This window comes from Bradyrhizobium sp. AT1 (assembly GCF_001590795.1).
In the GTDB taxonomy this organism is placed as follows: Bacteria; Pseudomonadota; Alphaproteobacteria; order Rhizobiales; family Xanthobacteraceae; genus Bradyrhizobium.
Genome location: NZ_JXDL01000001.1, coordinates 1,293,572 through 1,313,560, shown reverse-complemented (window position 1 = coordinate 1,313,560; position 19,989 = coordinate 1,293,572). Strand labels below are relative to the sequence as shown.

The following is a 19,989-nucleotide window of genomic DNA, read 5'->3' as shown; positions in this document are numbered from 1 at the left end:
CTGACGGCGGTGGGTGTGTCATGCATGCCAGCCCCGACGCCGGCTTCCTTGACGCGAGCCGCTGCATCGCCCGTTATGCGCGCACGATTCCTCACCAGCCAAAGCACCCGTGGCGCTTCCTCCGCTCGACTCACCGCAATGGAATAGTCCCTGGCTTGCCTTCGGCTGGGGGCTGCGCTCGATCACGCAGACGATCCTCACGCTCGTCCTGTTCGCGACCTATCTCGGTATCGGCGCGCTCGCCCACGACACCCATTTCAGCCTGCTGTGGGCGCTCTGCTCGACGCTGTTCGTCTGGGCAGGTCCAGCGCAGATCATCCTGATCACCACGCTCGGCTCGGGCGCCACCATCATTCAGTCGGCGATCGCGGTCACCGTGAGCGCCATCCGGCTGTTTCCGATGGTGGTCTCGGTGCTGCCCTTGATGCGCACGCCGACCACCAAGCGACGTGAGCTGTTCTTCGCGGCGCATCTCACGGCCGTGACGCTTTGGGTCGAATGCCATCGCTTCCTGCCGCTGGTGCCGCGCGAGCGGCGCATCGCCTTCGTCAACGGGCTTGGCTTCGGCTTGGTCTCGGTGTGTCTCACCGCCAACACGGTGGGCTATTTCCTCGCCGCCAATTTGACGCAGACGCTCGGTGCCGCGATCCTGATGCTGACGCCGCTGTCGTTCCTGTTCTCGACCGCGCGCAACAGCCGCGAGGTCGCCGACGTCGTCGCGCTGGCGCTCGGCGTCCTGCTCTATCCGTTGGCCGCGAAGATGAACTCCGGCCTCGACATCCTCGTCAGCGGGCTCATAGCCGGCACGATTGCCTATGGCGTGCATTGGTGGCGGGAGGTGCGCGCATGAGCTACGCGCAGCTTATCGGCGACTGGCAGGCGCTCGTCGTGCTGTTCGTCGCCGGCGTCGTTCCCAATCAGATCTGGCGCATGCTGGGCCTGTGGTTCGGCGGCGGCATCGACGAGGGCTCCGAATTGCTGGTCTGGGTGCGGGCGGTTGCCACCGCGATCCTCGCCGGTGTGATCGCCCAGATCGTGGTCCAGCCGCCGGGCGCGCTCGCCAGCGTGCCCGATGGCCTGCGCTACGGCGCGGTGGCCGCCGGCCTCGTCGTGTTCCTGTTGACCCGCCGCTCGATCTTCGCAGGCGTCGTGACCGGCGAAGTCTTCATGCTGGCCGGGAAGTGGTGGTTGGGTTAAAACCGCCGGCGAACAGCCGGGGAACAGGAAATATGGTTCGCGAACAGGAGCTCCGCGAGGGCGAGGTCGCCATCGAGCTGCCATCGACGCAAGATGCCGGTCTCGTCTTCATCGGCCGTATCCGCACGCCCTGGACGTCGCGGCTGGAGACGCCGCGACAGGGGCGCCAGGACGGCCCGATCTGCCGGCTCGAGATCTTCGAGCCGTTCGTACCGGCGATCAAGGGCGTCGATTTCTACAGCAATCTCGAAGTGCTGTACTGGCTCGACCAGTCGCGCCGCGACATCATCCTGCAGAGCCCGAAGAACAACGAGAAGACCCGCGGCACCTTTTCGTTGCGCTCGCCGGTGCGGCCCAATCCGATCGGCACGTCGATCGTGAAGCTGGTCGGCATCGAGGGCAACACGATCCTGGTGCGCGGTCTCGACTGCATCGACAACACGCCGCTGATCGACCTCAAGCCGGATCGCTGCGAATTCACGCCGCTGGCGGCGCCGCAGAAGGGTGATTTCGAGACGGAGTGAGGGCGCAGCGCTCTCACCCGGTCATTGCGAGGAGCTTTTGCGACGAAGCAATCCAGACTGTCTCCGCGGCGACGGTCTGGATTGCTTCGCTTCGCTCGCAATGACGAGGAGAGATCGTAGCCTGCATGGAGCGAAGCGGAATGCGGGAACAGTCCCCCGGATTGCGCTGCGCTCCATCCGGGCTACGGGGCTACCCCGCCTTCAACGCCGCGATCAGCTTCGCCGCGTGCTCTTCCAGCACCTTGGCGTCTTCCTTGCGGCTCGCCGGCGGCAGCATGGCGACGCCGTCGTGGCGCGGCATGACGTGCATGTGGAGGTGAAACACCACCTGTCCGCCGGCGGGCTCGTTGAATTGCTGCACGGTGATGCCATCGGCCTTGAACGCCTTCATGGCGGCGGCGGCGATCTTGTGCGCGCCGCGGGCGACATGGGCGTAGTCGTCGGGCTTGATGTCGAGGATGTTGCGGGCAGGAGCCTTCGGGATCACCAGCGTGTGACCGGGGACGCGCGGCATGATGTCGAGGAACGCGAAGACGTGCTCGTCCTCGTAGACCTTGGAGCAGGGCAGCTCACCGCGCAGGATCTTTGCGAAGATGTTGTTGGTGTCGTAGGCGATCATGACGGCTCCCCAAAAATTTTGCGCTCAGAATTTTGCGCTTACTGTCACCAGCCACGGCAAGGCGTCAAGGCGCCTCGTCGATGCCTTTGCGGAACGGGCCGAGCTCGGCGAGCTCCCGCCCAGCCTCGGCGACATAGGCGCGCTCGCGCTTGAGATAATCGTCGATGGCGCGGCGCAGGCCGGGATCGGCGATGAAGTGGGCGGAATGGGTGGTGCGCGGCAGGTAACCGCGCGCGATCTTGTGCTCGCCCTGCGCGCCGGCCTCGACATGCGTGAGGCCGCGTTTGATCGCGAAATCGATCGCCTGATAATAGCAGACCTCGAAATGCAGGAACGGATGATGCTCGACCGCGCCCCAGTTGCGGCCGAACAGCGTGTCCGAGCCGATGAAGTTGATCGCGCCTGCGATCCAACGGTCGTTGCGGCGGGCCATCACCAGCAGCACGTCCTCTGCCATGGTCTCGCCGATCAACGAGAAGAATTCCCGCGTCAGATAAGGCCGGCCCCATTTGCGCGAGCCGGTCTCCATGTAGAACATGAAGAATGCATCCCAGGCGTCCTCGGTGATGTCCTTGCCGGTGAGCCAGTGGATGGAGATTCCGGCGGAGAGCGCATCGCGACGCTCGCGCTTGATCGATTTGCGGTGGCGCGAGTTCAGCGTCGACAGGAAGTCGTCGAAACCAGCAAAGCCCTCATTGTGCCAGTGGAACTGCTGGTCGGTGCGCTGCAGGAAGCCGTGCTCGGCGAGCAGCTTCCACTCGGTCTCGCGCGCGAAGGTGACGTGGACGGAGGAGGCCTTGCTGACGCCGCATAGCGCGATGAGGCCACTCGCCAGAGCGTCCATGATGCGCTCGCGGTCGACGCTGTCGCGGACCAAGAGCCGCGGTCCGGTCGCCGGGGTGAAGGGAACCGAGACCTGGAGCTTCGGATAATAGCGTCCGCCGGCGCGTTCATAGGCGTCGGCCCAGCCGCGGTCGAAGACGTACTCGCCTTGGGAATGCGATTTCAGATAGCAGGGCACAATTCCGACGACGCGGCCATCGATTTTGGCCACGAGATGCCGCGGGCCCCAGCCGGTGCGGATCGTCGCCGAACCCGATTTCTCCGCCGCAGACAGAAACGCGTGCGAGACGAAAGGGTTATAGGCAGGCTTTGAGAGGCTAGGGGAATCGCCTGGAAGGACGGATGAGGTTCCGTTGCCAGCCCCATGGCACCGCCCGGCGGGATTGGCGCAGGCGTCCCAATCCTCCGGTGACACGTTGTCGATCGAAGGTACGGCCTCGAGGGTGATGTCGGATGATGCCATCGACCCCCAAGATCGTGCATTGCAGCAGCGACTTCAAGGGGGTGGGAAGAGACGCTCCCTTGCCCCGGATGCAGCGCAGCACGCAGTGGTGCGCTGCTGAGCCGGGGCCCAACTCTCCGCGCGAGCACCGCCCTGGGTCCCGGCTCTGCGCTGCAACGCTGACGCGTTGCCGCTTGTCCGGGGCACGAGCGAGGCCTACGGCACAAACCCCTCAAAAATCATCTGATCCGCATATTGCCCGACCCGGGTCCGCTGCCCCGCCGTCCGCACGGTCCAGCCGAGCAGGGCGCATCCAAAGACGTTGCGGGCGATCCAGGGGGCGGGGGCCGGGAGGTCGTCGACCCGAAAGGCGACGAAATGGGGTTGGGTCTGAAAGCCGTGGCGCAGGTACAGCATGCTGTCGCGCTGCGGCGGCGTGAGCTTGGCCCAGTAATCGTCCTCATAGGTCCGCTGGGCAACGATGCCGCGCGGGCGGCCCGGCAATAGCTCACGCAGCGCCAGCACCTGGTCGGGATCGAAGGACATGCCGACGGCCCGTCCCTGATAGGACGCCAGCACCTCGGCCATCCGCTTCACCAGCTTGCGGTCGCCGCCAAAATGGCTCTTCACCTCGATCACCAGCGGCACGCGGCCGGCGACAAGGGCGCAGAGGTCGGACAGCGACATCATGCGCTCGTCCGTATCCCTGAACTTGACGGCCTTCAGCTCCGCGGCGGTCTTCGACACGACCTCGCCGGTGGCCTCGGTGAGGCGGCCGAGCGCATGGTCGTGATGCACCATGGCCTCGCCGTCGGCGGAGAGCTGGATATCGACCTCGATCGAGAAATTGCCCGCGATCGCAGCTTGCACCGCGCCCGGCATATTCTCGACGATGCCGCGGGAGATGTCGTGCAGGCCGCGATGGGCGACCGGCCGGGCCGTCAGCCAATCAGGAGCGCGCATTTTCCGTCAGGCGACCTCGAACACGCCATCGACCTCGACCGCCGCATCGGCGGGCAGCGAGGCGACGCCGACGGTGGTGCGGGCATGGCGGCCCTTGTCACCGAAAGCCGCGACCATCAGGTCGGAGGCGCCGTTGAGCACCTTCGGCCCGTCCAGGAAGTCCGGCGCCGAATTGATGAAGCCGCCGAGGCGCACCACGCGTACTACCTTGTCGAGATCGCCGAGCGCCGCCTTGACCTGGGCCAGCAGGTTCACCGCGCAGCCGCGCGCCGCCGCCGCGCCGTCCTCGATCGAGACGCCGGCACCCAGCTTGCCCTTGGCGATCAGCTTGCCGGCGGGATCGAAACAGACCTGGCCGGAGACGAACAGCAGATTGCCGGTGCGCACGAACGGGACGTAATTGGCGACCGGGGTGGGCGCCTCGTGCAGCTTGATGCCCTGTTCCGCCAGCTTCTGCTCGACCGTGCCCGCCATGTCCGACCTCGTTGTCCAAAATCATTCGCCCCGGCGCGTCCGCAAGGCGGCCGGGCGCGCCCTGTTTCGCCCATCGGGCCGCCACATGCAAGCAACCCGCAAGAAGATGCTTTGGCCCGCGGCGAGGCGGCAGGTTCAACGGCAGGGCCGCAACTTTACGTGAAACGGCCTCAGTTGCGACGCAATGGAACGGTCATTAAAATGTCGAATCTGCGCTTCCCAAGGACGCGTCCCCAAGGACTAGACATGGTGCACCTTTTCCGGACTTCGCTCGGTGTGATGGCGCTCGCGGCGGCCAGTTTCGGCCTTGGCGACCGCGCGCAGGCCGCCAACGGTCCGTTCCTGGCGCATCAGGCCCTCTATGACCTCAGCCTGGTGAAATCGCGCTCCAATTCGGTCAACAGCGCACGCGGCCGCATCCTCTACAATTTCACCGGAAGCTCCTGCGAGGGCTACACCTCCGAATTCCGCCAGGTCTCCGAGCTCGACAGCGGCGAGGGCAAGGTCACGCTGAGCGACCTCCGTTCCAATTCCTGGGAGGACGCCACAGGCAAGAGCTATCGCTTCAAGATCGAGACGCGGATGAACGAGGCGGACGCCGGCCGGGTCGACGGCTCGGCCGAGCGCGACGGCGACCACATCAACGTCAAGCTGAAGCTGCCGGCGCCGAAGAGCTTTACCCTCGACGGCAAGATCGTGTTCCCGACCGAGCAGATCCAGCGCATCATCGCCGCCGCCAAGGACGGCAAATCGCTGCTCGAGCTCTCCGTCTATGACGGCTCCGACGACGGCCAGAAGGTCTACAACACGCTGACCGTGATCGGCCAGCCGATCCCCGCCGACCGCGCCGCCTCGCCGGATCCGTCAACCGCGGACGAACACATGAAGTCGCTGAAGCGCTGGCCGGTCACCGTCAGCTATTTCGACCGCGAGGCTCAGCAGAAGGAAGGCGAGCAGACGCCGGTCTATGCGATGGCGTTCGAGCTCTACGAGAACGGCGTCTCGCGCCAGCTCGTGCTGGATTACAACGACTTCGTCATTTCCGGCGCAATGGGCAAGTTCGACGTCAAGGACAGCAAGCCCTGTAATTGAGGGGCTAGGGTCTCTCCTCCGTCATTGCGGGCGTAGCGAAGCGATCCGGAATCTCTCCGCGGAAAGATTCTGGATTGCTTCGTCGCATCTGCGCAAAATTGCTACGCAATTTTGTCGCTGAGCTCCTCGCACTGACGGGACTAGCTCTCGTCACACTCCCCAGCTACGCTCTCCCAACAAAAACCCTAGGGAGGCAAGCACCCATGCCCAAGCTCGATCATCTCCGCCCCAGCGGCCTGCATCACAATCCCGCTTATTCCCACGTCGTCACGGCGACCGGCGCGCGCACCATCTACATCTCCGGCCAAGTGTCGGTGGACGAGGAGGGGCGGATCGTCGGCGAGGGCGATATCGCCGCGCAGACCACGCAGGTGATGCAGAATCTCGGCCACGCGTTGAAAGCGGCGGGGGCGAGCTATTCCAACATCGTCAAGATCACGACCTTCGTCGTGAACTACAAGCCGGAGCTGCGCCCGATCATCGGCAAGGCCCGCTCGGCCTTCTTCGAGGGCATGGAGCCGCCGGCGTCCACGCTCCTGGGCGTCACCGCGCTCGCCGCGCCGGAATGGCTGATCGAGATCGAGGCGATCGCGGTCGCGGATTGAGGCCGCTCACTCCTGCGCCTTCTCCGGGCCCTCATAGGCGATCCCGCGGATCACCGCGGCGCTGCCGAACTTCTTGCGCAGGATGTCCACCGCGCGCTCGGCATGGGCGGCGCGGCGGTCGAGCATGTCGGTGTCGTCGGAGACCGAACCGTCGCGTAGCGCGCTGACGCCGGCGCCCATCAGGCGGAACGCGGTGCCGTCGATCTCTTTCGCCAACATCTCGCGGCAAATCGCAAAGATCTTCGCGGCGAGCTGGGTCGGCGCGGCGATCGACTGCGAGCGCGTGCGTTGGCGGAAATCGGCGGTCTTCAGCTTCAGCGTCACGGTCGAGCCAGCGAGCTCGCTGCTCTTGAGCCGCGACGAGGTCTTCTCGCACAGCCGCCACAAAATCTTCTCCAGCGTCGCGAAATCGCGGATGTCGGTCTCGAAGGTGGTTTCGCTGGAAATCGTCTTGGCGCCCCGGTCAGGCTCGACACGGCGGTCGTCGATGCCGCGCGCGAGCCGCCACAGCCTGCGGCCGTCGCTCGGAAACTGCCGCATCATCTCGATCTCATCGGCCTTCTGCAGGTCGGCGATGACGCGGAAGCCGCGCTGCACGAGACGCTCCTGCGTGGCGGGGCCGACACCGAAGATGAAGCCGACCGGCTTGTCCGCCAGCATCACCCGCGCTTCCTCCTGATCGAGCGTGGCAAAGCCGCGCGGCTTGTCGAGGTCGGAGGCGATCTTGGCCAGAAACTTGTTGCGGGACAGGCCGACCGAGACGGAGATGCCGATATCGCGCTCGACATCGCGGGCAAAGCGCGCCAGCACTTTTGCGGGGATCATGCCGTGCACGCGCTCGGTGCCGGAGAGGTCGAGGAAGGCCTCGTCGATCGAGAGCGGCTCGACCAGCGGCGTCAGGGCCTGCATGGCCTGGCGCACCTCGCGGCCGACGCGAACATATTTCGCCATGTCGGGCGGGATCACGATCGCATGCGGGCAGGCGTCCAGCGCCTTGAACATCGGCATCGCCGAGCGCACGCCGTAGGTGCGGGCGATGTAGCAGGCGGCCGACACCACGCCGCGCTTGCCGCCGCCGATGATGACGGGCTTGTCGGCGATGTCAGGGTTGTCGCGCTTCTCGACCGTCGCATAGAAGGCGTCGCAGTCGATATGAGCGATGGTCAGGCTCGCGAGCGCCCGGTGGCGGACGAGGCGAGGGGAACCGCAGGCCGAACAGCGCCGCGCTCCCATGTCAAGATCGGCCGAACAATCCCGGCAGAAGCAGCGGGGCCCGGCCGGGTCGGGACTGGTCACGGCACGTCGCGCTCCCAGGAGGGGTCGCCGAGCGCATCGCCCAGGACCTGCCGCGCTGCGGCGACGTTGGTCGGGTGCAATTCCGCGGAGCCGGCAAAGGCGTTCACAGTGGCGTCATCGCGCAGCACGAAATCGAGCACGCTGAGCAGGAAATTGGGGTCCGCGGCGGCATTGCGCAGGGTCTCCGGACCCACCCCTGTCTCGGCCAGGAACAGGCCCAGCCGCTCGGGCTCGCTCGCGACGAAGGACAGCGCCTGAATCGCAACGATTTCAGCGACTTCGCGGGGGTTGTGAACAGGCTTTTTCAAGGGGGCGGTTTGCCTTTCCGTTAACTTTCGGTGTCTACTTTGCATCATGCCCGAGTCTCCGCCGTGAGTCTTGCGATCCCGGGGCAAGCAACTGGAAACCACATCGCAGAAAGTCGACCCTCGGGTTTAACGAAACTCAAGCGAATCTGAGGCTAGTTTGAATCCAGTTTTCGAAACGCCGGAAAGCGGCGTCTGAGGCGTCACATGTACCGGTCCGTCGGACCCATCAGGAGGGCGGGATGGCTAAGACCGTCCTGATCGTGGAAGACAACGAGCTCAACATGAAGCTCTTCCGCGACCTGTTGGAGGCGCACGGCTATCAGACCTCCGGCACCAGCAACGGCTACGAAGCGCTCGATCTGGTGCGCAAGATGCGGCCGGACCTGGTGCTGATGGACATCCAATTGCCGCAGGTCTCGGGCCTGGAGGTGACGCGCTGGATCAAGGACGATCCGGAGCTGCGTTCCATTCCCGTCGTCGCGGTCACCGCGTTCGCGATGAAGGGCGACGAAGAGCGCATCCGCGAGGGCGGCTGCGAGGCCTATTTGTCCAAGCCGATCTCGGTCGGCAAATTCATTGAGACGGTCCGGCGTTTTATCGGATAGGAAGTGAGTTCACAGTGTCCGCGCGTATCCTGGTTGTCGATGACGTTCCTGCCAACGTCAAACTCCTCGAAGCCCGCCTGTCCGCCGAATATTTCGACGTGATGACCGCCTCGAACGGCACCGAGGCGCTGGCGATCTGCGCCCGCGCCGAATGCGACATCATCCTGCTCGACGTCATGATGCCCGACATGGACGGCTTCGAAGTCTGCCGCCGCCTCAAGACCGATCCGGCCACGCACCACATCCCTGTCGTCATGGTCACCGCGCTCGACAGCCCCTCCGACCGCAACCGCGGCCTCGAGGCAGGCGCCGACGACTTCCTGACCAAGCCCGTCTCCGACGTCGTGCTGATCGCGCGCGTCCGCTCGCTGACGCGGCTGAAGATGATGACGGACGAGCTGCGCATGCGCGCCATCACCTCGCTCGAGATCGGCATGCAGGCGCCCGAGCGCAGCGCCGTTTCCGACACCGGCAAGGGCGGCCGCGTCCTGCTGGTCGACGACCGCGAGTCCTCCTACGAGCGGCTGGCGACGATCCTCGCCGCCGAGCACACCGTCGACGTCGAGCCGAACCCGACGGAGGCGCTGTTCCACGCCGCCGAGGGCAATTACGACCTGCTCATCGTCTCGCTCGACCTCAACAATTTCGACGGCCTCAGGCTGTGCAGCCAGGCGCGTTCGCTGGAGCGCACGCGCCATGTGCCGATCCTGGCGATCGCCGACCCCGAGAACTCGACGCGGCTGCTCCGCGGCCTCGAGATCGGCGTCAACGACTATTTGCTGCGCCCCATCGACAAGATCGAACTGCTGGCGCGCGCCCGCACCCAGATTCGCCGCCGCCGCTACACCGATCATCTGCGCGACAACGTGCAGAACTCGATCGAAATGGCGATCACCGACGCGCTCACCGGCCTGCACAATCGCCGCTACATGGAGAGCCATCTGGCAACGCTCGCCGAGCAGGCCGCGACCCGCGGCAAGCCCTTGGCGCTGATGATCCTGGACATCGACTTCTTCAAGTCCATCAATGACAATTACGGCCACGACGCCGGCGACGACGTCTTGCGCGAATTCGCGGTGCGGGTGCGCAAGTCGATCCGCGGCATCGATCTCGCCTGCCGCTACGGCGGCGAGGAATTCGTCATCGTGATGCCGGAGACCGATCTCCACGTCGCCGGCATGGTCGCCGAGCGCCTGCGCCGCTCGATCGCGGGCGAGCCGTTCGCGATCCACAAGGGCGCCAAGCGCATCGAGGTCACGATCTCGATCGGCTTGACCACGCTGGAGCAGAAGGGCGAGGCGGTCGCCGACGTCCTCAAGCGCGCCGACACCGCGCTGTACCGCGCCAAGCACGACGGGCGCAATCGCGTGGTGTCGCAGGCGGCGTGACGGCTGCCCGCACAAATTTTGCGAAAACAACCCCATGCACAGTAGCCGGCGTGAGCCGGATCAATGGGTTAGGCGGGTGCAAAAAGGCGTTTTGCTGGCGGTCGCGTCGTTGGACCTGTCGGGCAAAACAGGGGCATGTTGGTCGGATCGCCGCGGTCCTCTAAGCTCCGCTGTCATTCCCCGCGAAGGCGGGGAATCCAGTACGCCGCGGCTTCTCGGCTAGAACCTCACTGTCTTTGGAATACTGGATGCCCCGCCTCCGCGGGGCATGACACCGAAATTGCGGTGACAGCAATCACTGGGGCGGGCGCTTGCTCTTCACCGGCTTCGCTGCTTCATCCCCCACATCCACCCCCGCATTCCGCAACAGCACTTTCGCCGCGTCCTTCGCTGCTCTTGCCATCGCCGGATCGTCGCGCACGAGGTCCTGCGCGATCGAGCCGTCGACTAGCAGCACCAGCTGCGTCGCGAGCGCCTCGGCATCGGCGACGCCGAGTTCGTTCAGGCGGTCGCGAAACCAGAGGCGGCGGCTTTCCTTGAAGGCGATTGCGATCTTCTTCACGGCGCGGTCGGCAGGCCCGAGCTCGGCGACCGCGTTCACGAACGGGCAGCCGCGAAAGTCTTTCGCCGCAAAGCGTCGCTCCAGCGAATCGAAGGTGGCGAGGATCTGCTCGGCCGGCGGCTTGTCGGAAGGGGACGCGTGCACGAAGCGTCGTTCCAGATAGGCCGCGATCAGCGCGTCCTTGGAGGGGAAGTGGTTGTAGAGCGTGCGCTTGGAGATGCCGATCTCCGCCGCGATGGTGTCGACGCCGATCGCGCGAATGCCCTGCAGATAGAACAGCTTGTCGGCGGTCTGAAGGATCCGCTCTTTCATCGTCTGTGGGGCGGGCGGGGGAGCCATGCAGCAGAAAAGGTCCTGTTCGCTTGACAGCAGGCGTCCAACATAGCCTAAGTACACAGGTCTGTGTAACCAAAATCAACGGCAAAAGCGGACGACGGCAATTGCGCCGTGCCCAAAAGGGAGAAGAAAAATGCCCCTGCTGCAGGTCCTGCGTCCGACATTGCCCATCCTGATCGGCGCCTCGATCATGCTGACGCTGAGCATGGGGCTGCGGCAGTCGCTCGGCATCTTCGTGCAGCCGCTGACGCATGACATTCACATCTCGATCTCGGACTTCACGCTGGCGCTGGCGGTGCAGAACCTCGCCTGGGGCTTTCTGCAGCCGCTCGCCGGCGCGATGACGGTGCGCTACGGCTTCCGCCCGATCATGATCGTGGGCTCGCTGATGTACATCGCGGGGCTCGCGCTGATGGCGACCGCGAACGGACTCGTCGCCATCATGATCGGCGCCGGCGTGCTAATCGGGACGTCGATGGCTTGCACTGCGGCTGCGATCGCCATGTCGGTTGCGGCGCGCGCGGTGCCGGCAACGGTGCGTTCCACCGTGCTCGGCATCGTCTCCGGCGCGGGCTCGCTGGGCGCGCTGCTGTCGGCGCCGATCGGACAGATGCTCAATGAGGGTTTTGGCTGGCGCGTCGGACTCGATGGCTTCGTCGTCATGTCGGTGCTGATGATTCCGGCCGCGTGGTACGCGGGACGCGTCGACCAGGTCCCGCTGCCGAAGCCGTCTACCGACGACATCGGCGATGCCACCGCTGCGACCGCGGCGAAGACCGCGTTCGGCAATGCGTCCTTTGTCGTGATGACCTGCGCCTATCTGGTCTGCGGCATGCAGCTGGTGTTCCTCACCACGCATCTGCCATCGTACCTCGCGATCTGCGGCCTCGACCCGATGCTCAGCGCGCAGACGCTCGGCATGATCGGCGGCTTCAACGTGCTGGGCTCACTGTTCTTCGGCTGGGCCGGCCAGCGCTGGAACAAGCTGGCGCTGCTGGGCAGCATCTACATCCTGCGTTCGCTCGCGCTCGCCTGGTACTTCATGCTGCCGGCGACGCCGTTCTCGACGCTGCTGTTCGGCGCCATCATGGGCTTCCTCTGGATGGGCGTCGGCCCGCTGGTCGCAGGCGCCGTCGTCGAGATGTTCGGCCTGCGCTGGCAGGCGATGATCCAGGGCCTCGCCTTCATGAGCCACCAGATCGGCAGCTTCCTCGGTGCCTACGGAGGCGGGGTGCTCTACGACGCGCTCGGCTCCTACACCATGGCCTGGCGCATCGGCGTGGCGCTGGGCTTGGCGGGCGGCATCGTGCAGGTGGCCTTCGCGCTTGTAAGGCCGTCACAGCCGCCGACGCCGGTGCTGCGGGCGGCGTAGACGGGAAGGGGCTCATGAGCGTTCGCTTGGGGGCCGACTGGCAGACGAGCCACTGCCTCGTTGTGATCGAGAGCTAGTGATCCCTTGCGGTCATCGGCGATCAACTAACGTTCTTGCAAGCCCCCGATACGTCAGGCAACGTATCATTGCGATCGGACCAGTATGGGGAACGGCATGGCGGAGAGAACGCCAGGCAAGCCGGAGCACCGGGCTGCGAGCGAGAACGATGCTTGCCGCCAGACCCGTGTTTTCATCTCCTATTCGCGCAAGGACTTAACGTTCGCCGAAACGCTGGTTACGTCCCTCGTCGCACTCGGATTCGAAGCCTACCTTGACAAGAAGGACATCCTGCCCGGCGAGCTCTGGCGCGAGCGGTTGACGGCGCTCATCGCACGCGCGGACGCCGTCGTCTTTCTGATCTCCCCGGATTCAGTTCTGCCCACCTCCGTGTGCGATTGGGAGCTCAACGAAACCGAGCGCATGGGCAAGCGCCTGTTGCCGGTGGTGATGCGGCGGACCGAAAACGCTCCCTCACGCCTTTCTCGCCTCAACTGGATTTTCATGGACGCGGGCGAGGTGCTTGAGCCCGGGCTGAACACGCTCGCGAGCGCGCTCATGCGCGACATCGCCTGGATACGCGAGCACACGCGCATCGGCGAATTGGCGTTTCATTGGGCCAATGCGCGCAACAAGGACGAGCACGCGCTGCTTCGCGGGAAGGACATCGACGACGCCGAACTGTGGATTTCCTCGCAGCCGTCGCTCTCGCCGGAAACGCCCGAGGTGACGGCGGATCAGCGCGCCTTCATCCAGGAAAGCCGTCGCGCCGAGCAGGCGCAGGCGCAACGCACTCGCCAACAACTCGACCGGACAGCATGGTTCCAGAGGTGGTTTGGCCGGGCTCTGGCGGGCGTGGGCGTGCTGTTGCTGGCGGGCCTCGCCGGTGTGATCTGGCAGGACATCGAGACGACGCGGCGGGAGCAGACAGTGTTCGTCAATCCGGTCGATACTGCTGTGCGCGAGCAACGCTATGACCGCGCCATGCGCTATGCGCTCCAGACATTTCCGGCTGAAGGTGCGATGCCCTGGATACCGATATCTACAGCCATTGAAGGCAAGCTCGCCGGCGCGGCCCTAGCCAATCAATTGAGCTTCGCAACAGTTGGACATGCAGGACCTGTTCGCACGGCAAAGTTCAGCCCGGATGGCAAACAATTCGTCACGGCATCGGATGACGGCGAAGCGCGGATCTGGAACGTCGGGACAGGTTCGCAAGCTGTAGTGCTGAGGGGACATACAGAGCGGGTGGTTAGCGCGGAGTTCAGCTCCAACGGCAGGCGGATTGTGACGGCCTCTGCCGACAAGACAGCCCGACTTTGGGATGCTGCTACCGGGAATCAGATCGGGGTGCTCTCGGGGACCAACCGAGGCGTTCATAGTGCTCGGTTCAACCCGGATGGGACGCGCGTCGTCACCGCGTCGGGCGACGGGACCGTCCGCATTTGGGATGCTGCAACGGCAAAGGAGCTCGCAGTCCAAAAGGCTCCGGATGGTTTTTCCAGTCTCGGCACTGCCGCGTTCAGCGCCGACGGGAAACATGTCGTCTCGACGTGGGGAGACGGCGCGCGCGTTTGGAACATGGCAAGCGATTCTGACCCCGTTCGCTTCAGCGACGGCTCTGTCGTGCACTACGCCGGCTTCAGCCCTGACAGCGCGAAGGTGCTCGTCGGCTACGCTGCCCTCGGAACGCCAGCCGACAATGCAGCGCTCTGGGACGTAGAGACTGGAACTGAAAAGCTGAAGCTCGATGGCTCCTCTGACCTTCGGTGCGCTGCCTTCAGTCCCGACGGCAAGACGATTGCCGGCTGCGTCGGGAAAAGCGTGCGTCTCTGGGATGCCGACAGTGGACAGATGAAGCTCGAGCTCAAAGGTCATGCGGGCGCCGTCAGCGCACTGGCGTTCAGCGGCGACGGAAGGCTGCTCGCCTCGGGATCGGCGTCGGACGGCAATAGGTCGGCTGCGATGGTGATGTCCTTCTCATTCATCCCCTTGCCACCGGGTAGTGACGACGTTCGCATTTGGGACATGGAGCGCGGCGAGGAGCTTGCCGACCTGAGGAGCCATACGGGTGGGATCACCGATGTGAGCTTCAGTCCCGAGGGTGATTATGTGCTGTCCGCATCCGACGACGGAACCGCACGTGTTTGGCTTGCGCAGCCGAATTTCACGAGGGCGATCCTGATTGGTCATGAAAAGGGCGTCGTCAGCGCTGCGTTCAACCCTGAGGGCAGCAGGATCGTCACCGGCTCCGACGACGGCACCGCACGCGTCTGGGACGTGGCGACTGCCAAGGAGTTGCTCAAATTTTCCGGGCATGGCCGCGATAGCTTCGAGGGCATTAAATCCGTTGCGTTCAGTTCCGATGGCAAGAGCATTGTTAGCACGGCCGTCGACAATACCGGCCGCATCTGGGATGCCGTGACAGGAAGCGAGCGTATCGTTCTGGCTGGCCCGGAAAAGGGCAAGCACACGACACCAAATGCCCCCATGGCGGCGTTCAGTCCGGACGACACGCGCGTCGTTACTGCTGGGATGGGTCCGAACGCTTATCTTTGGGACGCAAAGTCTGGTACCCAGATTGCGGTCATGGAGGGACAAGTGGGCCTCTCGCATGCCGCTTTCAGCCCCGACAGCAAGCTTCTTCTATTGGTCAATTCGCCAACTCTTCGCGACAACGTCGCAAGTCCGCGTCCCCGCCTGTTCGACGGGCAGACAGGCAAGATGATCCGCTCTTTACCGTTCGATATCGGCGGCGTCGTCGCCGTGGCTTTCAGCAGCGATGGCCAGCGAATTCTCGCTGGCTATGCCCGGGCGCCGGCGCGCGTGTTTGATTTGGAGACAGGCGCCAGCGTCAGTGTTCTCAAGGGTTACGAAGGTTTTGTCACGAACGTTGCCTTCAGCCCCGACGGCACGCGCATCGTCACGGCGTCCGCGGACGAGACCGCGCGGTTATGGGATACTGAAAGTGGCGAAGAGATCGTGGCGTTGCGCGGTCATCACGATTGGGTGACGGATGCGCAATTCAGTCGCGATGGCGCGAGGCTTGTCACGACTTCGCGCGACGGTACGGCCATCGTCAGGGATGTGGCAAAGGCCACACTCGTCAAAGGCGAGAAGCTGCGAGCGCACGTTTGCAACGATGTGCTGACGGGCGTGCAGGAGTTCTCGGACGCGGAACTTGCGGATCCGTTCCTTCGCAGCCTTGATAAGGCCGACCCGGTCGCTCGCAACCCTTGCCTTCGGCGCGGGCCGCTGCATTGGGAATATTATACGCAGGCCGCTGCCCGTTGGGGGCGCTGGGCGCGCAAGCAGCAGGTAGTGATTCCCAAACCCGCTCCTGCTCCGGTGCCGCAGTGATGGAATCCCTGCCTGAAGCACAACGAGGACAATGATGCGAATAGCTTCATTCGCGCTACTCGGCGGCGTCGAATCCAAGGAGCTGATGTCGCAGATCCTGGACCTGCTCCGCCCGGGCGACGTGCTGACCTATGCCTATTCCTGCGAGCTAGGACGGCGCGACGTGCACCTTCACCGCAACGGACAGCGGAAGACGCAGCCCTCGCGCCAACACCGAGCGGCGCGGTGCCGGCAGCCTGTGCGGCAGCTTGCCGAAATGCGCGACGGCCTGCAGCAGTGCGGTCCTGACGGCCGGCTCGATCTTCGCGCAGATGAACCAGCAGACCGGGACAAGCATGCCCAGCGCGAGCCACACGGCCGTGGTGGCGTCCAGGCCGGCCGCGACCAGGGCACGAATGATCGCGGTACCGATCACGTTGTGGGTGAGATAGAGCGGATAGGTGATGAGCCCGAGCGTCCTCAAATAGGCCGGAGCCTCAGCGGAAGCGACGGCCGCACTGCGCCGGCTCCTGTTGGCGGCACGGGCAATGAGCAACACCGCAGCTGCCCAGACCATGATCGGCACCAGGGCTGATTGATCCGCGATGGCGGAGATGGACTCCAGGAAGAAGGAGGCGAAGACGTAGATCTCCGCGGCACCTGAAAGACAGGTGACGGCAATTGCGAGCTGCTCGAGCGCCGTCAATTCTCTGTTGGCGGAAATGAACAGCCAGATGCCAAGCGCAAAGAAGCAGCCATGCGACAACAGGAACGCCGCGCACGGCACCCGGAACATCAGGATGACGAGAAAAGGCAGGTCGGACGGTGTGGTGCACGAGGCGACCAGCAGCGCGACGGCGTTGAAGATGGCGCTGTAGATGGTGAGGCCGAAGGCGAGATGCCGCAGGGTGATCTTCCTCGTGAGCATCGCGCAAAACACGAGGCCGTAGAACGCCGTTTCGGCGGCCAGCGTCCAGTAGACCTCGTCAAGCCACTGACCCGTGACGCCCTTGGGAACCATCAGCATGGCGTGGACGTAGGGCACGATCAGTTCGGAGGCCGGGCCGCTGCCAAAGAGCAGCAGAACGAGCAAGGTCGCGGTGGCGCAGACCCAGACCGCCGGATAAAGCCGGAGCGCTCGGCCGAGCAGAAACGTGCCCGGCGAAGATTGGCACGCCGAGTTCGCGATGACGAAACCGGAGATGACAAAGAAGATCTCGACGCCGACCCAGCCGAACCACGTGAAGGGCGCGGCGGAGGGGTAGATCACGTCGGCGGCGACGGTGCGCTCGAAGCCGGGGACGCCGATCGACGTCCAGGCCCAGGACCAGAACATCTGGTGGAAAATGGCAACTCCGAGTGCGGCTCCGAAGCGCAGCGGATCCAGCAGGGGCAAATGGCTCTTCACGGCAATGGACCAGGTTCATGAAGCGATCCCGCTGGAGATAGAGAAGCCGGTCAGGGTGCTCTGCGAGGTTGGTCACACTTGCTTTTGCGGACGTGAAATGCGGCGGTCCCAGCGAAGGTTAGCGCCGCCGGCGCGGCGCGGACAACTCACCGTCGAGAACGTTTCTGGTAAACGTTGGCCCAGCCGGCGAGCCGAGGGCGGCAGCGCACGATGGCGGTGAATTGACTCGATATTCGTGCCTCAGGCGCGCATGCTGCGGCCTCACGTATTTTCGACATGCTCCGACAAGCGACTTTTCACCGAATGGCGCAGGGGTAATCCATGAAGAAAATCCAGATGATGGCTGTTGTTTTCGCCGTGGTCGTCCTCACTGTCCTGGGCGGTCTGGCCGTTGCGCAGCAGGACAGATACGCGCTGAAGGTGCCTGGCGGGCTCGCATTCTCGGAGTTCAGGGGTTACGAAGGTTGGCAAGTCGTTGCCACCAGCCAGAGCCCGGCGCTGAAGCTCGTCGCAGTGATCCTCGCCAATCCCGAGATGATCGAAGCCTACAAGGCTGGCATTCCCGACAATGGCAAGCCGTTTCCGGACGGGGCCAAGATGGCAAAGATCCATTGGACGCCGAAGATGAACCCGCACTTCAAAGACACGACGGTGCCGGGCACGCTTCACGACGTGGACTTCATGGTGAAGGACAGCAAGAGGTTCGCGGACAGCGGCGGATGGGGATGGGCCGTGTTCAAATATGACGCTGCGACCGACACGTTTGCGCCGGGGACCGAGGCGGACAAGCCGCCGCAGTCGCATGACGCGAAATGCGGATTCTCGTGTCACACGGTGGTGCAGGCGAAGGACTACGTCTTCACCGAATATGGCAAGCGATGACGCCGAGCGGAGTGTTGCAACGCGCTTGTCGGGAGCGCCGGGATACCCGTGCCCGGGACGCGGCGCTTCCTGGCGCCGCGCCGCGTCCGCAACGCGAGAGGGCGGAGCTCGACGCAACAGAAGAGAGCAAGAACTAACGCGCACGTCCCGATCGCTTGAGATCGGCGACCTTGAACCTGTTGCCGGCGGCCAGGCTGCTGCAGAACCAGTGGGCTCGGTTTCGATTATCGCCGAGGAACACCTTGGTCTCGACGCATTTGTCGTAAGACGCATGAGTGATGGTGTCCCGGCACGTCGGCGAGAAGGGTCCATAGTTCAGGCCGCCACCCGACTCGCTGCACCCAATCCACGGCTCGTTGCCGTGTCGGAAGCTCGATGCACAGCCACCGTTACAGCTGCTGGCGACTCTCTCCAGGCTGGCAATCCTCGCCATTGGCGAGCCCGGCGCATAGGACGGCGTGCCCGCGGTTGCCGTTCGCGTTGGCGCAGTCCGGCGCGGCGCCGTTGTGCTTGCACCCCGGTCCGACACGTGCGGTCTTGCCACCGGTTTCGGCGCATCGACCGTGATGGGGGGAAGCGTGGCGGCGGATCCGCTCGGGATTTGCGATGACGCCGGGGCGCACAGCAGGACAGTCGACACGATGGCGATGGTAGAAGGCACGACAAGGCTTGATGAGATTCTCATGACCATTGTCCTTCCAAATCCGGCACGGAAATGCCGTGCAGGCAAGTGCACGCTAACATACATTCCGGTGTGAGCAACCAAAGGTTGAGATGATCTCTGCCCAATCTTTGGCCTGCGTGGCCCAAAGAGATTGGAGCGCTGTTCGTTCTCGTGCCCGGACGCAGCGCTGCAGCGTTGCACGCTGCAGCGCGTCCGGGACACGCGGGTCTATCTAAAACGAAAACGGGGCCCGTGAGGGCCCCGCAAAACTCTTCAACGCTTCGCCGATCTTACTTGATCTTGGCTTCGCGGAATTCGACGTGCTTGCGCGCGACCGGATCGTACTTCTTCTTGACCAGCTTGTCGGTCATGGTGCGCGAATTCTTCTTGGCGGTGTAGTAGAAGCCGGTGTCGGCCGAGGACACGAGCTTGACCTTGATGGTGACCGCTTTGGCCATGTTCTGAACCTCAGGAATGAAGGGAATCTGGAGCCGGCCAAACGGCCCGCGTTGGCCGGCAACCTAGCCAGAAACGGCCTGATGTCAAGGTTTTAGGTCCCGAAAACCACTCAAATCGGCCCAATTACCCCTCGAAGAAGCGGTTTTTCGGTCGTGGCAGTCCGAGATTCTCCCTCAAAGTGGGCCCTTCATACTCCTTGCGGAAGATCCCGCGCTTCTGCAGCTCGGGGACGACCTTGTCGACGAAATCGTCGAGGCCCGCCGGTAGGAACGGGAACATGATGTTGAAGCCGTCGGAGCCGCGCCCGACCAGCCATTCCTCCATCTGGTCGGCGATGGTCTTGGCGGTGCCGACAAACGAGAGGCCGCCATAGCCGCCGACGCGCTGGGCGAGCTGGCGCACCGTGAGCTTGTCGCGCTTGGCGAGGTCGACCATGCGCTGGCGGCCGCTCTTGCTGGCATTGGTCTCCGGAATCTCCGGCAGCTGCCCATCCGGATCGAAGCCCGAGGCATCGGTGCCGAGGATGACGGAGAGCGAGGCGATGGCGCTGTCGT

19 protein-coding genes and 1 pseudogene are annotated in these 19,989 nt (G+C 64.3%); 10 read left to right on the top strand and 10 right to left on the bottom strand.

Features of this window, described 5'->3' with window-relative positions:
- Positions 1–109: 109 nt before the first annotated feature.
- The 3 genes from SE92_RS06215 to tsaA are packed head-to-tail and all read left to right on the top strand — an operon-like array spanning position 110 to position 1,721.
- Positions 110–850: an AzlC family ABC transporter permease gene (locus SE92_RS06215; protein ID WP_063194938.1), complete on the top strand. Its 741-nt coding sequence runs from the start codon at positions 110–112 to the stop codon at positions 848–850.
- Positions 847–1,197 carry an AzlD domain-containing protein gene (locus tag SE92_RS06210; protein ID WP_063194937.1) on the top strand — a complete coding sequence of 117 codons (351 nt, stop codon included), beginning with the start codon at positions 847–849 and terminating at the stop codon, positions 1,195–1,197. Before SE92_RS06215 ends, SE92_RS06210 begins: the two co-directional genes overlap by 4 nt.
- A 32-nt stretch (positions 1,198–1,229) precedes the next feature.
- Positions 1,230–1,721, top strand: a complete 492-nt coding sequence (gene tsaA, locus SE92_RS06205; protein ID WP_063194936.1) for a tRNA (N6-threonylcarbamoyladenosine(37)-N6)-methyltransferase TrmO — start codon at positions 1,230–1,232, stop codon at positions 1,719–1,721.
- Positions 1,722–1,911: 190 nt separating this feature from the next.
- On the opposite strand, the gene SE92_RS06200 is transcribed toward tsaA, so the two are convergent.
- From SE92_RS06200 to SE92_RS06185, 4 genes are all read right to left on the bottom strand, one after another.
- Positions 1,912–2,340: an HIT domain-containing protein gene (locus tag SE92_RS06200; RefSeq protein ID WP_063194935.1), complete on the bottom strand. Its 429-nt coding sequence runs from the start codon at positions 2,338–2,340 to the stop codon at positions 1,912–1,914.
- Between the two features lie 64 nt (positions 2,341–2,404).
- Positions 2,405–3,646 (bottom strand): GNAT family N-acetyltransferase, encoded by a 1,242-nt coding sequence (locus tag SE92_RS06195; protein ID WP_084251764.1) that lies wholly within the window; start codon positions 3,644–3,646, stop codon positions 2,405–2,407.
- 195 nt (positions 3,647–3,841) lie between these two features.
- On the bottom strand, positions 3,842–4,588 hold the full coding sequence (locus tag SE92_RS06190) for a glycerophosphodiester phosphodiesterase (protein ID WP_063194933.1): 747 nt from the start codon (positions 4,586–4,588) through the stop codon (positions 3,842–3,844).
- Positions 4,589–4,594: 6 nt separating this feature from the next.
- Positions 4,595–5,062, bottom strand: a complete 468-nt coding sequence (locus tag SE92_RS06185; protein WP_018321130.1) for a RidA family protein — start codon at positions 5,060–5,062, stop codon at positions 4,595–4,597.
- 246 nt (positions 5,063–5,308) lie between these two features.
- Between SE92_RS06185 and SE92_RS06180 the strand changes: the two genes are divergently transcribed.
- Both SE92_RS06180 and SE92_RS06175 read left to right on the top strand, forming a co-directional pair.
- Positions 5,309–6,154 carry a cell envelope integrity EipB family protein gene (locus SE92_RS06180; protein WP_063194932.1) on the top strand — a complete coding sequence of 282 codons (846 nt, stop codon included), beginning with the start codon at positions 5,309–5,311 and terminating at the stop codon, positions 6,152–6,154.
- A gap of 203 nt (positions 6,155–6,357) precedes the next feature.
- A complete protein-coding gene (locus SE92_RS06175) occupies positions 6,358–6,759 on the top strand; it encodes a RidA family protein (RefSeq protein ID WP_063194931.1) in 402 nt (133 codons plus the stop codon).
- A gap of 6 nt (positions 6,760–6,765) precedes the next feature.
- Here the strand turns inward: SE92_RS06175 and SE92_RS06170 are convergent, their stop codons facing one another.
- Both SE92_RS06170 and SE92_RS06165 read right to left on the bottom strand, forming a co-directional pair.
- Positions 6,766–8,055 (bottom strand): DNA polymerase IV, encoded by a 1,290-nt coding sequence (locus SE92_RS06170; RefSeq protein ID WP_063194930.1) that lies wholly within the window; start codon positions 8,053–8,055, stop codon positions 6,766–6,768.
- Complete coding sequence (locus tag SE92_RS06165; protein ID WP_063194929.1) at positions 8,052–8,363, bottom strand: DUF3572 domain-containing protein; 312 nt, start codon at positions 8,361–8,363, stop codon at positions 8,052–8,054. Before SE92_RS06165 ends, SE92_RS06170 begins: the two co-directional genes overlap by 4 nt.
- 239 nt (positions 8,364–8,602) lie before the next feature.
- Here SE92_RS06165 and SE92_RS06160 point away from each other — a divergent pair, with 239 nt between their 5' ends.
- A complete protein-coding gene (locus tag SE92_RS06160) occupies positions 8,603–8,968 on the top strand; it encodes a response regulator (RefSeq protein ID WP_008130064.1) in 366 nt (121 codons plus the stop codon).
- A gap of 14 nt (positions 8,969–8,982) precedes the next feature.
- The gene (locus SE92_RS06155) at positions 8,983–10,356 is read left to right on the top strand and encodes a PleD family two-component system response regulator (RefSeq protein ID WP_063194928.1); all 1,374 of its coding nucleotides are present in this window, start codon (positions 8,983–8,985) and stop codon (positions 10,354–10,356) included.
- Positions 10,357–10,651: 295 nt separating this feature from the next.
- Here SE92_RS06155 and SE92_RS06150 read toward each other — a convergent pair whose 3' ends face one another.
- Positions 10,652–11,257, bottom strand: a complete 606-nt coding sequence (locus SE92_RS06150; RefSeq protein WP_063194927.1) for a TetR/AcrR family transcriptional regulator — start codon at positions 11,255–11,257, stop codon at positions 10,652–10,654.
- Positions 11,258–11,387: 130 nt separating this feature from the next.
- On the opposite strand from SE92_RS06150, the gene SE92_RS06145 reads away from it, so the two are divergent.
- Both SE92_RS06145 and SE92_RS06140 read left to right on the top strand, forming a co-directional pair.
- Positions 11,388–12,626 (top strand): MFS transporter, encoded by a 1,239-nt coding sequence (locus SE92_RS06145; protein ID WP_063194926.1) that lies wholly within the window; start codon positions 11,388–11,390, stop codon positions 12,624–12,626.
- Positions 12,627–12,800: 174 nt separating this feature from the next.
- The gene (locus SE92_RS06140) at positions 12,801–16,043 is read left to right on the top strand and encodes a toll/interleukin-1 receptor domain-containing protein (protein ID WP_198172565.1); all 3,243 of its coding nucleotides are present in this window, start codon (positions 12,801–12,803) and stop codon (positions 16,041–16,043) included.
- A 148-nt stretch (positions 16,044–16,191) separates the two neighbouring features.
- Here the strand turns inward: SE92_RS06140 and SE92_RS06135 are convergent, their stop codons facing one another.
- A complete protein-coding gene (locus tag SE92_RS06135; RefSeq protein WP_084251763.1) occupies positions 16,192–17,430 on the bottom strand; it encodes an acyltransferase family protein in 1,239 nt (412 codons plus the stop codon).
- A 321-nt stretch (positions 17,431–17,751) separates the two neighbouring features.
- On the opposite strand from SE92_RS06135, the gene SE92_RS06130 reads away from it, so the two are divergent.
- Entirely contained in the window at positions 17,752–18,312 is a 561-nt protein-coding gene (locus tag SE92_RS06130; protein ID WP_063194924.1) for a cytochrome P460 family protein, read from the top strand.
- Positions 18,313–19,266: 954 nt separating this feature from the next.
- Here the strand turns inward: SE92_RS06130 and rpmG are convergent.
- Complete coding sequence (gene rpmG / locus SE92_RS06125; RefSeq protein ID WP_008139339.1) at positions 19,267–19,434, bottom strand: 50S ribosomal protein L33; 168 nt, start codon at positions 19,432–19,434, stop codon at positions 19,267–19,269.
- A gap of 124 nt (positions 19,435–19,558) precedes the next feature.
- A pseudogene (locus tag SE92_RS06120) lies at positions 19,559–19,989 on the bottom strand (LLM class flavin-dependent oxidoreductase); the annotation flags it as partial.